Annotated in this window: 12 protein-coding genes and 1 pseudogene; 5 read left to right on the forward strand and 8 right to left on the reverse strand. The window is 62.7% G+C overall.

Annotation, left to right across the window (positions count from 1 at the left end; genetic code table 11):
- The first annotated feature begins 261 nt into the window (after positions 1–261).
- From NKH91_RS17455 to NKH91_RS17465, 3 genes are all read left to right on the forward strand, one after another.
- On the forward strand, positions 262–648 hold the full coding sequence (locus tag NKH91_RS17455; RefSeq protein WP_023717488.1) for a hypothetical protein: 387 nt from the start codon (positions 262–264) through the stop codon (positions 646–648).
- Positions 649–848: 200 nt separating this feature from the next.
- The gene (locus tag NKH91_RS17460; RefSeq protein WP_023717489.1) at positions 849–1,217 is read left to right on the forward strand and encodes a GFA family protein; all 369 of its coding nucleotides are present in this window, start codon (positions 849–851) and stop codon (positions 1,215–1,217) included.
- Positions 1,218–1,391: 174 nt separating this feature from the next.
- Positions 1,392–2,039: a YiaD family glycine zipper/OmpA-like lipoprotein gene (locus tag NKH91_RS17465; RefSeq protein ID WP_023717490.1), complete on the forward strand. Its 648-nt coding sequence runs from the start codon at positions 1,392–1,394 to the stop codon at positions 2,037–2,039.
- Between the two features lie 90 nt (positions 2,040–2,129).
- On the opposite strand, the gene NKH91_RS17470 is transcribed toward NKH91_RS17465, so the two are convergent.
- Together NKH91_RS17470 and NKH91_RS17475 are read right to left on the reverse strand one after the other, a co-directional pair.
- A complete protein-coding gene (locus NKH91_RS17470) occupies positions 2,130–2,402 on the reverse strand; it encodes a DUF2798 domain-containing protein (RefSeq protein WP_023717491.1) in 273 nt (90 codons plus the stop codon).
- Positions 2,403–2,450: 48 nt separating this feature from the next.
- Complete coding sequence (locus NKH91_RS17475; RefSeq protein WP_352643510.1) at positions 2,451–3,335, reverse strand: NmrA family NAD(P)-binding protein; 885 nt, start codon at positions 3,333–3,335, stop codon at positions 2,451–2,453.
- Between the two features lie 81 nt (positions 3,336–3,416).
- On the opposite strand from NKH91_RS17475, the gene NKH91_RS17480 reads away from it, so the two are divergent.
- Positions 3,417–4,349 (forward strand): LysR family transcriptional regulator, encoded by a 933-nt coding sequence (locus tag NKH91_RS17480; protein ID WP_352845200.1) that lies wholly within the window; start codon positions 3,417–3,419, stop codon positions 4,347–4,349.
- 26 nt (positions 4,350–4,375) lie between these two features.
- Here the strand turns inward: NKH91_RS17480 and NKH91_RS17485 are convergent, their stop codons facing one another.
- Positions 4,376–4,618: a YjiS-like domain-containing protein gene (locus NKH91_RS17485; RefSeq protein WP_352484563.1), complete on the reverse strand. Its 243-nt coding sequence runs from the start codon at positions 4,616–4,618 to the stop codon at positions 4,376–4,378.
- Positions 4,619–4,793: 175 nt separating this feature from the next.
- Here NKH91_RS17485 and NKH91_RS17490 point away from each other — a divergent pair.
- A pseudogene (locus tag NKH91_RS17490) lies at positions 4,794–6,805 on the forward strand (BTAD domain-containing putative transcriptional regulator).
- Positions 6,806–6,885: 80 nt separating this feature from the next.
- Here the strand turns inward: NKH91_RS17490 and NKH91_RS17495 are convergent.
- The 5 genes from NKH91_RS17495 to NKH91_RS17515 form a co-directional block, all read right to left on the reverse strand.
- The gene (locus NKH91_RS17495; protein ID WP_352844914.1) at positions 6,886–8,472 is read right to left on the reverse strand and encodes a DEAD/DEAH box helicase; all 1,587 of its coding nucleotides are present in this window, start codon (positions 8,470–8,472) and stop codon (positions 6,886–6,888) included.
- A 190-nt stretch (positions 8,473–8,662) separates the two neighbouring features.
- Positions 8,663–9,436 (reverse strand): NAD kinase, encoded by a 774-nt coding sequence (locus NKH91_RS17500; RefSeq protein ID WP_352492517.1) that lies wholly within the window; start codon positions 9,434–9,436, stop codon positions 8,663–8,665.
- Between the two features lie 449 nt (positions 9,437–9,885).
- The gene (locus tag NKH91_RS17505; RefSeq protein WP_352844912.1) at positions 9,886–10,644 is read right to left on the reverse strand and encodes an MBL fold metallo-hydrolase; all 759 of its coding nucleotides are present in this window, start codon (positions 10,642–10,644) and stop codon (positions 9,886–9,888) included.
- A 2-nt stretch (positions 10,645–10,646) separates the two neighbouring features.
- The gene (locus tag NKH91_RS17510) at positions 10,647–11,711 is read right to left on the reverse strand and encodes an ABC transporter ATP-binding protein (RefSeq protein ID WP_352844910.1); all 1,065 of its coding nucleotides are present in this window, start codon (positions 11,709–11,711) and stop codon (positions 10,647–10,649) included.
- A complete protein-coding gene (locus NKH91_RS17515; protein WP_352496185.1) occupies positions 11,708–12,490 on the reverse strand; it encodes an ABC transporter permease in 783 nt (260 codons plus the stop codon). Before NKH91_RS17515 ends, NKH91_RS17510 begins: the two co-directional genes overlap by 4 nt.
- Positions 12,491–12,492 lie beyond the last annotated feature (2 nt).

The raw sequence follows: 12,492 nt of genomic DNA on the forward strand, positions 1-12,492 counted from the left end.
CCCTCGCTGCCGGGGGTGATCGTACCAGTCTCGTCAACCCGGCCGGCAGGCTGGTTCCGGCCGCAGAGGTCGGCGTTCGGTTTGCGACAGCAATTCCTTGCGCCGACCAAGGAATCAGCCCAGCATCCAAGCGCTGGGGAGGAAAAAAGCATTTATGGCCGGGCGCGGCGTATCTGCGACCTGACGATCCGGCCACTGGGAAGACACGTTCCGGGAACGGGCAAGCGAGATGCTTGACAACCGTTGATAGGAACTGCGCCCATGCCTGCTCTTACAACCAGACCGGCCCATGCCGTTCACACGGCGCGCCGATTTCTGAATTCCCTTGTCGCGGCAGTGGTTTTGATAGCTGCCGCGATGCCATTCGCGGCGCCTGCTCTGGCGCATGATGCCAAGCCGACCGCGGCGATGCCGCAAGGCTGGAGCTATCCGTTCTCCTGCTGCTCGGGCTATGACTGCCGCGAGGTTGCGCCGATATCTATCGGCGAGCGCCCCGAAGGCTATGTCATCAAGGGGACAGGCGAAGTCGTGGCCTATAGCGACAAGCGCATCAAGAATTCGCCCGACGGCGCATATCACTGGTGCTCGGTCGCCGGCGCCAATGACGGAAAGACCATCTGTCTGTTCGTGCCGCCATCGTCCTATTGATGCATGTCGCCCCCAAAAGCTTGCCCTTGGGCTTGACCCGAGGGTGTGCAGGGTTTTTGGGATCGACACGCCCTCGATTGGGTTACAACACTTTTGAAACTGCGCATTGCAGACGACAGATCTGCTGACGGAGAGTTGTCAGGAGCGTTTCTTTATGGTGCCTTGCCGTAGGGGCGGCGGGCATTGTGAGGGACTAATCCATGACCATCAAGGCAAGCTGCCACTGCAAGGCGACCACGTTCGAGGTTTCGCAAGCGCCGCAGACGGTGACGCGATGCACCTGTTCCTTCTGTTCGAAACGCGGGTCGTTGTGGGCCTATTACACGCCATCGCAATTCAGACTTACCAGCCCGCCGGAGAATGTTTCGTTCTACCGATGGGGATCGAAAACCATAAAACACGGTTTTTGCGCCACCTGCGGCTGCGGCACCTTCACCGAAACGCCGGACTGGTCGACGGGCGAGCCGAATTTCGACAATCCGAAGATCAGCGTGAATTCGCGGCTGTTCGACTATTTCGATCTCGACAAGGTCGAAGTGGTGGTCATCGACGGCAAGAACCTCTGGTAGACGGTCGAATTGCGGTGGTCGCGCGAGCCGCTGGCAGCCGGGTGGAATGAGCCGGGGAAAGCCGCCGCAGCGGCTTTTGCTGGTCCGCTTTTCGCCGCATTTCATGTTACAAGTCGCTGGAAGGGCTGATGCGGTGCGCCATTGCGCGGCCGTGGTATGGAGAGGGACCACCATATGAAAAAGATTGTGCTCGCCGTCGTGGCGACGGCTGTGCTCGTGAGCGCATGCACCACCGATCCCTACACCGGGGAGCAGAAGGTTTCCAACACCGCTGCCGGCGCCGGTCTGGGAGCGTTGGCTGGTGCCGGGCTCGGCATGCTTGCCGGCGGCAACGACCGCCGCAACGCGCTGATCGGCGCCGGCATCGGTGCGCTTGCCGGCGGCGCCATCGGCGCCACCATGGACCAGAACGAGGCCGAACTGCGCCGGCAGCTTGAGGGCACCGGCGTCAGCGTCACCCGCACCGGCGACCAGATCATCCTCAACATGCCGTCCGACATCACTTTCAACGTCGACCAGGATGCGGTGAAGGCTGGGTTCTATCCGGTGCTGAATTCGGTTGCCCTTGTGCTGAAAAAGTTCCGGCAGACCACCGTCGACGTGTTCGGCCACACCGACTCGACCGGCGGCGACGAGCACAATTTCGACCTGTCGCAGCGCCGCGCCCTGGCGGTCGCCAACTATCTGTCCGGGCAGGGCGTCGATTCCCGCCGCTTCGCCGTCACCGGCTTCGGCAAGACGCGTCCGATCGCCTCCAACGCGACCGCTGCCGGCCGGGCTCAGAACCGCCGCGTCGAGATCCAGCTGTCGCCGCTCACCTGAGGCAAGCGCATGAACCGAGAGCGGCTCCGTACGGGGCCGCTCTAATGGTTATGCCGGACCGCCGGCCGCCGGCGCGCTGCGTTTGTGATATCAGGACCGGGCCGGCTGATCGACAATCGCGGCAACGATCCGGCGCACGATCGGAAGCACAATCAGCAGGCTGGGAAACGCAACAAGCCATGAAGCGCCCCATGCATAGCTCCAGGCCGCAATAAACCCGTCCGTCCAGCCTGCGCCGATTGCCGTCGAAACCGCCGAGACAATCGAGGACATCAGAATCGAAAGAACCAACGGCATCACCACCGCGCCGTAGGAGGGCGGCAGCTTTCTCAATTTGAAGGCTCGGTCCGGTGATGCTTGCATCGAAATCTCCTAATCAGAAAGTGTGCGTAAGCGTTATTGTGAGGACGATCAGGCGGCATGTGCCACCGGCAGCGCCAATTCCCGAATGAAGCTTCGCAGCGAACGCGGCTCGCGGCCAAGCGCGGCGCGCAACGCCAGGCTGTTCCCGCCCAGGCCGTATTTGGCGTAGTGGCTGTGTACTTTGGCCAGCATCTGCAACTGCCGGTCGGTATAGGGAAGGCGGGCTTTCGCCGCCCAGTCCTGAAATGTCGGCTCGCCTGCTGAAACCGGCCGGCCAAGCGCCTCGCTGATCATGGCAACGACCTCTTCGCGGCTGTGCATACCGTCGGCGCACAGCTCGAGGGTCGCATAGGACAAACGCGTTTCGGTCAGTGCGATCGCTGCCACTTCAGCCACGTCGCGATAGTCGACGCGGGCCAGCTTCGCCGTCTTTGGAAACGGCTCGGCGAAAACGCCATGCTCGACGACGGACGGCCAGGCCGCCGCGATATTTTGCATGAAATTGGCCGGGTGCAGAATGGTGTATTCCATGTTCGTCGAATAGAGGGCAGCTTCGACCGGTACCTTGCTTGCATGGTTTTCCAGCCTCGTATTGGTGGGCTGGATCACAGATGAGAAGACGAATTTCCGAACGCCTGCTCGCGCCGCTGCCTCAACCATGGCAACCCCCATGGCGGCTTCGTCGGGAGCAAAGGCCGGCCCGATGTGGAAGACACCGTCGACACCTTCGACGGCCTGTTCAAGGCTTTGATGGTTGCGCAGATCACCGATCGCGATCTCGGATGCCCCGGCTTTCCGGGCTTTTTCGGCAGCCGCGGCGTCACGAACAAGCGCTCTAACCCTGGCATTGCGGCGGACGAGTTCAGGCACCACCAAACCGGCAACGCGGCCTGCGGCGCCTACGACCAGGACGGTTGGACTGGGTGTTCGCATGACGATCTCCTTCCCTCGAGTCTGCCTTTCGGCCTGTGCAGGGAAGATAAAATCTAGCGAACTGCGTTACAATTGATCGATGTGGCGATAGTTTATCCCGATTTTCGGGAGAAATACGCGATGAGCCGGATAGATGATTTCGAAGCCTTCATTGCCATTGTCGAGCATGGCAGCCTGACGGCTGCCGCACGCCGGCTGAACCGCTCACTGCAGTCGGTCAGTCGGTCTTTGGCGACATTGGAGGAATCCCTCGGGGTCGAGCTTCTGCACAGGACGACGCGCCGCTCGACGCCGAGCGAAGCCGGTGCGGCCTTTTTCCAACGCATCAAGCCCGCCATCGAGGAAATAAACGAAGCCAGGCTTCAGGCGGCCAACCGACGATCCGAGCCGTCCGGCATCCTGCGTGTGAGTGCCCCGGTTCTGTTCGGCCCGGATTTCCTGATGCCGGTCATCGCCGACTATATGCGGACATATCCCCAGGTTGAGGTTGACCTCCAGCTTTCCGATGAATTTGTCGATCTGGATGCCGTGGGTCTCGATCTGGCGGTCCGGATCGGCGATTTGCCGGATTCCAGTCTACGGGCGAAGCGGCTGGGGGCGCTGCGGCGCGTCGTGTTCGGCGCACCTGCCTACTTTCGACAACACGGCCGACCGGCCCATCCGCTCGAATTGCGTGAGCATGAATGCATCGTACGAACCGTTGACGGCCGCCCGGGCGAATGGATGTTTCAGATTGAAGGCAAGCCCCGGCCGGTGAAGGTCGCGGGCACCTTCCGGTCCAATTTGATGATATCGATCTATGCAGCCGCGGTTCACGGCTTGGGTCTGGGCTACTCCCCGCTTTGGCAGGTAAAACACCTGGTGGACGATGGCCGCCTGGAACTGGTTCTGACCGAATTCGAGCCGGTGCCGGTGCCGATACACGCCGTGTGGCCGGAAGGCAGGTCGTCCTCGGCCAAAGTACGCGCTTTTCTGGACCTGTTGGCATCTCGCCTGGAACTCAGGAACCTTTAGGGCCCAAACCAAACTGAGCGCCGATCTTACCTCATCGATATCAAGTTCGTGATCAGAACTGCCTTGACGGCGTCGAGTGCTGGTTGATGGACCTCCAAATGACCGATGTCCTTCAGTTGATCGATCGTCAAATCTGCCAGTGCCCTGCGTCTTGCGGCGGTCCGCCGCCATCTCGTGAATGCAGCGATCATCATTGCTGCGCTTTTCAAGCCAGACCCAAGCAAGCGTTTGGACATGCCGCGGGCGGCGCGAGTTTCCGTGTGAGCCATTGTTTTGGTCTCCCATTTCGAGTTTGCGGATGGGAGCGTGCCACGCAGGTGTTTTCGGGCTGTTCGGCTGTGTGTGAACAATTGGGAGGAGTCCGACGATCCGCCGTTAAATCGGTGTTAAATCGATCCACCGAGATGCTATTCTGTCGCCGCGGTCAAAGTCTGGAGACGATTTGTGCGCATCCGGTTGCTTGGTGGCCTGGAGGTTACTTCCCCGGAGCGCCGGCCCGTCCGGTTCGCCACACGCAAGACTTCGCTTCTTTTTGCTGCTCTGGTTCTCGCAGGCCGCCGCGGCCATCGTCGCGAGCAGCTTTCCGAAGCCTTTTGGCCGGGGCGAAGCAATGGGCAGGCCCGCAATAGTTTGCGTCAGGCGCTGGTCGACATCAGGCGCACGTTCCCCGCCAGCTCGGATGCCACCGTCTACATCGATGGGGATCAGGAAACCGTCGCGCTTATTGCCGGTCCGGATGAGGCGGACATCTCGATCTTCGACCGGAAGCTGGAGGAGGGCCGGACCACTGATCTCGCCTTCGCCGCCGATATCTACCGCGGTGAGTTGCTTGCCGGGCAAGCCATTCCTGACGAACTGGACGAGTGGTTTGGACCCTATCTGAGCAAGTATCAGCGCAAAGCGCTGCAGTTGGTCGATCGGCTGAGCCTGGCGTTGCCCGCACCCGGCTCAGCGGAAGAGACGGCCTGCGAAGGGCTCGCGGAGAGATTGCTCGCCTCGGATCCGACGGCGGAGGCGGCCCATCGGGCGCTGATCCGCATCCACGCTCATCGAGGTCACGAAAACGCCGCCTTGCGCCAGTTCGAGCTGTGTCGGGCAGCTTTGAAAAAACATCTGGATGCAGAGCCTGAGGAGCAGACAAGCTCGCTGGCGGCTTCTCTGCAGTCCCGTGAACGACCTGAACGTCCGCGGCCGGAGCCAAGCTCCGGCGTCGCATCACTGGCGCAGGTTCTGGCGGCCCCGACGAGGCGCGACGACCACCCATCGGTAGCGGTGCTGCCGTTTCAGAATCTAAGCGGTGATATGGAGCAGGAATATTTTGCCGACGGTATGGTGGAAGACATTGTCACGGCCTTGGCTCACTTTCGTCACCTGTTCGTAGTCGCACGGAATTCGAGCTTCACCTACAGGGACGGTCCGTAGACATAGAGCAGGTCGGGCGTGAGCTGGGCGTGCGCTATGTGGTCGAGGGAAGTGTTCGCCGGGCTGGCGACCGCCTGCGCATCGCCGGGCAGCTCATCGACACCTCGACAGGGGCCTATCTCTGGGCCGACCGTTTTGACGGAGCGCTCGCCGAAGTCTTCGATCTGCAGGACCAGGTCGCCTGGAGCATTGTCGGCGCAATCACACCGAAAATGGAGGAGGCTGAGATCGAGCGTGCCAAACGCAAACCGACTGAAAGCCTCGACGCCTATGACTACTATCTCCGCGGGCTGGCGGCCTTTGACCGGACGATCACTAGTAGGTCGGCCATTGACGATGCCTTGCGCCTCTTCATGAAGGCGATCGACCGTGACCCGGAGTTTGCCGCAGCCTATGCGCGGGCGGCGCGGTGCTACGCTACCCGAAAAAGCAACGGCTGGATGGTCGACCGCGCGAAAGAGAATGCCGAGGCTACTCGACTGGCCAGGAGAGCGGTCGAACTCGGAAGGGACGATGCGATTGCGCTTTCCTTCGGTGGATACGTGCTCGGCTACGTAGGTGGCGACCTTGACGACAGTGCGGCTTGCATCGATCGCGCGCTCGTTCTCAACCCGAATCTAGCGGCCGCGTGGGGCCTAAGCAGCTGGGTCAGGGCTTGCTTTGGCGAGCCAGGCAAGGCCGTCGAGCACGCCGCGCTTGCCATGCGCCTAAGCCCATTGGATCCACGCCTGTTCGCTTGGCAATTCAACACCGGGCTCGCTCATTTTTGTGCCGGCCACTACGATGACGCTGCCACTTGGGCGGGAAAGTCGCTGCGGTACCAACCGAACTACGTGAGCGCGATGCGTGTAGTGGCGGCGAGTCATGTCCTAGCGGGGCGCCTGTCGGAAGCGCAGCAGATGATGGCCCGGGTCTGCGAGCTCGATCCCTCGCTGCGGCTTTCGAATCTTGCCGAGGTGCTGCCGCCGTTTTATCGACCGGACGATCGCAGCAGGTACATCGAAGGCCTTCGCAAGGCGGGCCTGCCGGACTAACGCCCTCTCAGCGTGAGGCGAGGCCGTCTTATGCCGGCTTCGTGCTTCGCGCGTCGGCGGGACGCGCGAGCGCTGTGGTATCAGACCTTGGCGACGATCCGCATGAAGGCGGGCATGTCATCGCCGAAGCCGACGGTCGCGTCATTGTCTTCCTGGCGCTGGCGGGCAGGGCGCTCGCGCTGCGGCCTGGTGTCGCCGCGTTCGGGCGCGCGCCGTTCGTTGCGATCGGGCGAAGCGTTCCGTTCAGGTGAAGCTTGGCGCTCGCTGTTTTCCGAGCGGATCGCCTCTTTGCGGGTACGCCGCTCGCCGATGTCGGCGACCGCGGCTTCGGCCACGACCGGCTGTTCCTCGCTCACCGCTTCCGGCGTAGCTTCCTCGCCACGTTTGGCGTGGCGCTCGCGCGGCCTGCGCTCCTTGGTGTCGTCCTTGCGCCCGGCGCGGCGTGGCGCACCACGGCCACGGCGGGGGGCCTCATCCTCGCCACCCTCGCTGGCGACAACCGTCGACAGGTCGCCGTCATGCCACTCGATCTTGGTGCCGATCAACCGTTCGATGGCGTCGATGTATTTGGTGTCCGACTTGGTCGCGATGGTGAAGGATTTGCCGGAGCGTCCGGCGCGGCCGGTGCGGCCGATGCGGTGGACATAATCCTCGGCGTGGATCGGCACGTCGTAGTTGAAGACATGGCTGACGTCGGGAATGTCGAGGCCGCGCGCCGCGACGTCCGAAGCGACAAGGTAGCGCAGCTTGCCGTCACGGAAATTGGCCAGCATCTGCATGCGCGCGCGCTGGTCCATGTCGCCATGCAGGGCGCCGGCGTCGAAATCATATTTCAGCAGCGAGCGGAACAGCTCCGACACCTCGACCTTGCGGTTGCAGAAGATGATGGCGTTCTTCAGCTCGGCATCCTCGGCCTTCATCAGATTGCGCAGCGTCTCGCGCTTGTCCCAAGGCTTTGGCCCGGATTTCACCAGCCGCTGGATGATGTTGGTGGCGGCGGACGCAGCCTTCGACACTTCGACGCGCACCGGCGCGTGCAGGAATTTCTCGGTGAGCTTGGTGATCTCCGGCGGCATCGTCGCCGAGAAGAACAGCGTCTGCCTGGTGAACGGGATCATCTCGCAGATACGCTCGATGTCGGGGATGAAGCCCATGTCGAGCATGCGGTCGGCCTCGTCGATGACGAGGATCTCGACGCCATTGAGCAGGAGCTTGCCGCGCTCGCGATGGTCGAGCAGGCGGCCGGGGGTCGCGATCAGCACATCGGCGCCGCGCTCGAGCTTCTTGTCCTGCTCGTCGAAGGACACGCCGCCGATCAGCAGCGCGATATTGAGCTTGTGGTTCTTGCCGTATTTGACGAAGTTTTCCTCGACCTGCGCGGCTAGCTCGCGCGTCGGCTCGAGGATCAGCGTACGCGGCATGCGGGCGCGGGCGCGGCCCTTTTCCAGCCGGGTGAGCATCGGCAGGACGAACGACGCCGTCTTGCCGGTGCCGGTCTGGGCAATGCCCAGCACGTCCTTGCCGAGCAAGGCGTGCGGGATAGCACCAGCCTGGATCGGCGTCGGCTCGGTGTAGCCGGCATCGGTAACTGCGGAAAGGACCTTCGGCGACAGGCCGAGGTCTGCGAAGGTCAACGCTTCTTGAGCGATCTGGGTGTCTGAGGACAAGTTTGGCTGTCTTTGGCTGGTTCGGGGGCGCAACATAAGCAGTCGCGGCAAGCGCCGCGCGCCTGCAAGATTGGTATTGCAGGTAGGCGCAAGCCTACGATTTGTCAACACAAACGGGCGGCATTGGCGCGATTGTGAAGTCGTAACCTTAATCGCGATGCTTAATTTGCGCAGTGGCTGCCGCGCCGGCTCAATAGCGGAACTGTTCGGCGAGAATGCGCTCGTTCCACGAATGGTTGGGATCGAACAGCAGCGTCGCCGTTGCGGTCGGCGATTCCCTCACCGTGACCGTCGTCACCGCCTTGACTTCGGTGTGGTCGGCGGCGGCATTCACGGGCCGCTTTTCCGGCTCCAGAATGTCGAAACGCACGATCGCCTTGTTGGACAGCAGCGCGCCGCGCCAGCGGCGCGGACGAAACGGGCTGACCGGGGTCAGCGCCAGCAGCGGAGCGTCGAGCGGCAGAATCGGCCCGTGCGCCGACAGATTATACGCGGTCGAGCCGGCCGGCGTCGCAATCATAACGCCGTCGCAGTGCAATTCCTCCAGCCGCTCTTGCCCATCCACGGTGATGCGGATCTTGGCGGTCTGGTAGGACTGGCGCCAGAGCGCGACCTCGTTGATCGCCAGCGCCGAAATCGTCTCACCCTCCGCCGTCACCGCCTGCATCTCCAGCGGACGGATCGTTTCGGCGACCGCAGCTGCGATGCGCCCGGTCAAGCCGCTGGCGCGGTATTCGTTCATCAGGAAACCGATGGTGCCACGGTTCATGCCGTAGACCTTCTTTCCAGTGCTCATCGTCTCGCGCAGGGTCTGTAGCAGAAAGCCGTCGCCACCGAGCGCCACGACGATCCCGGCATCCTCGACGGATGCCTGGCCGTAGCGTGCCGAAAGGCTTTCCAGCGCTGCATTGGCGTCGGCTGTACCGGATGAAACGAAGGCGAAACGGCTGGCGGTTTTGCTCATGGCTCTCAACGACAACCGATTGGCAACGACCGATTGGTGGCGACCGGTTGCGGGGTCGCGCCAGCGCCGGGTTAGCATGGGCGGGCATTTCTGCAAAGGGAGGGAGGTGTCTTGAGATGGCGGCCAAACAGGGCGCACTCGCGCATCATGTCGGGGGACAAAATGATGTGATGGTTAAGACCTGCCTTAAACTCTCGTAAAGCCGGATCGATCATGTTAGCCGGCAGTGGATGGGCGGCGTGGGGCTAACCAGTCGAGGCCGATCTATTGCCGCTGGCACGCTTGATTATCGTCTTCCTGATGCTGGCAAGTTTTGCCCTGGCTTTCGCGGAACTGGTGCGCCAGTCGGAGGAAAAGAGTTTTAGACCCGAGCCCACGGCCTCACGCTGCGGCGACGCGGCGGGGACACCCTGCCCGCAAAGGGCGCTTTGACGCTACAACGCTAGTCCTTATCGGGCGAGCAGATGGCAGCCGGCCTGGCGCTTTTGCGCGAGATACTCGTCGACAAGCTGGCGATAGCGGACTTTGCCGAAGCTCGGGAAATGCCCGCCATGCACGACCGAGACATCGAGACCGCGCATACGAAGCAGCGTTTCGACATAGTCGTCGATATCGGAGTGATAAACGTCGTCGATCAGCGGGCCGTCATAGATGATGTCGCCGGAGAACAGGATGCCCGTCCTGTTTTCGTAGAGCGCAATGCCGCCGGGTGAATGGCCGGGCGTGTGGATCACCTCGAAGGCACGGTCGCCGAGATCGACGATGTCGCCTTGTTCGAGCAACCGGCCGGCTGGTGCGGGCAGGATCTGGTAGCGCTTCGTATCCCAGCCTTGCGGCATGCCGTCGAACATCTCCTCGGTGGCATAGCGGTCGGCAACCGTCCATTCGTTGCGCGGGTCGGCGAGGATCTCGGCCTCGGCCGGGTGCACGCAGCGGTCGGGAAATTCGTGATGGCAGCCGATATGGTCGAAATGCGTGTGGCTGGCCACGCAGGTGAGCTTGCGTTCCGTGACCAGCGGTACGTGGCGGCGCAGGCTGAAATGGCCGAGGCCGGTGTCGAACAGCAGGTCGCGGTCGCGGCCCCGCACATGCCAGATGTTGCAGCGGAAGAACGGCTTGATCCACGGCTCGTGGATCAGCGTCACGCCATCGCCCATGCGGATGCTCTCGTACCAGTTAGGAGCGTCGATAATTGGAAGCGTGTTCATGTTCAGTCCGCAAGCAGGATGATGTCGCCAGCATCGCACGATACGGCGACCACGTCGCCGGGCTGGACGGCCGATGCGGCGGGAACCTTGGCGATGAAGTGCAGCGCCGGGTCGGTCGTGGAGGTCCCCAGCACACGCTTGAAGCTACCCTGGAAGACGACGTCGCTGACCTTGATCATGCCAAGCGCTACAGCGCCGCCGATCGCACCGAGGACAAGATGCTCCGGCCGGATAGCCAGCGCAACCGTCGAGCCGGCCGGCAATGTGCCGGCCAGGGAGAGCGACCCAAGCTTCGTGGTGACGGTGATTTTGCCGCTCTTCGCCTCGGTCACTGTTCCGGAAATCAGCGTGCTTTCGCCCATGAAGGTCGCGGAAAAGCGCGTCGCCGGCCGTGCATAGACGCGCTCTGGTGGCCCTTCATCCTCGATGCGCCCGTCATTCATCACCACGCAATGGTCGGCCAGCGCCATCGCCTCTTCCTGGTCGTGGGTGACGTGGATGAAGGCGGTGCCGACACGCTTCTGGATCGCCTTCAACTCGTCCTGCATCTGCCGGCGCAATTTGAGGTCGAGCGCACCGAGCGGCTCGTCGAGCAGGAGCACCGCCGGCTCGACCACCAGGGCGCGCGCCAGTGCCACGCGCTGCCGCTGCCCGCCGGAAAGCTGGTGCGGCTTCTTGTCGAAGGCGGTGGCGAGGCCAACCAGCGCCAGCGCCTCGCGCGCCCTTGCTGCCCGGGTTGCGCCATTGACACCCTGCATGCGCAGGCCGAAGCCGACATTGCTGCCGACGCTCATATGTGGGAACAGCGCATAGTCCTGGAACACGGTCGTCGTCGGCCGCTTCGCCGGTGGTACTGCGGTGCAGTCCTCGCCGCGGATCAGCACCTTGCCTTCGCTCGGCATGACGAAGCCGCCGAGAATGGACAAAAGCGTCGTCTTGCCGGAGCCGGACGGCCCAAGCAGGATCGTGTAGCTGCCCGGCTCGATCGTCAGCGAGACGTTCTTCAGCACCGTGTGCTGGCCGAAGCGATGCGAGACAGAGCTTATATCGACCAGTGGCGCGGTCATGCCGGCTTCCTCCGCAACAGCATCAGCTCGAACAATACCACCAGCACGATGGAGACGGCGAAGACCAGCGAGCCGACGGCGTTGGTCTTGGGATTGAGACCGGAGCGCAGCAGGTTCCAGATCTCGACCGGCAGCGTCGTGTCGAAGCGCGTCAACAGGAACGAGATGACGAATTCGTCCCAGGAGAAGGTCATCGACAGGAAGAAGCCGGCGAAGATCGCCGGTGCCATCACTGGCACGGTGATCAGCAGCAGCACCTTCCATTCGGGCGCGCCGAGGTCGCGCGCCGCGCGCTCGATATTGATCTGGTGGTCGCCCATCTGGCTGTAGACGATGGCGAAGCAGAGCGGCAGGTTGATCACGACATGGCCGATGCCGGCGGCAGTGAGCGACTTCGGCATGCCGGCCCAATTGAACAGTACCAGCAGCCCCATGCCGATGATGAGATAGCTGACGGTCAGTGGCAGCGTGATCAGCCCACGCATCAGGCCCGAGCCCGGCAAGGCGAAGCGTGCAAAACCCCAGGCTGAGAGAAAGCCGAGCGTGACGGCGACAGCCGAAGAGAGGACGGCCACCAGCAGCGAGTTGACCAGCGCCGAGGTGAGCCGCGTATCGGCGAGCACGGCCTCGTACCAGCGCAGCGACGGCCCGGTGAAGGGCGGGATCGGAAACGACGTCGCCTGCAGCGAAAACAGCACCAGAACGACGACCGGCAAGAAGATGAAGCCATAGATGGCGATGGCGTAAAGGCCGGAGACGAGGCGGATGAGAGCGCGCATGG

The organism is Mesorhizobium sp. M0894 (genome assembly GCF_040319725.1).
Lineage (GTDB): Bacteria > Pseudomonadota > Alphaproteobacteria > Rhizobiales > Rhizobiaceae > Mesorhizobium.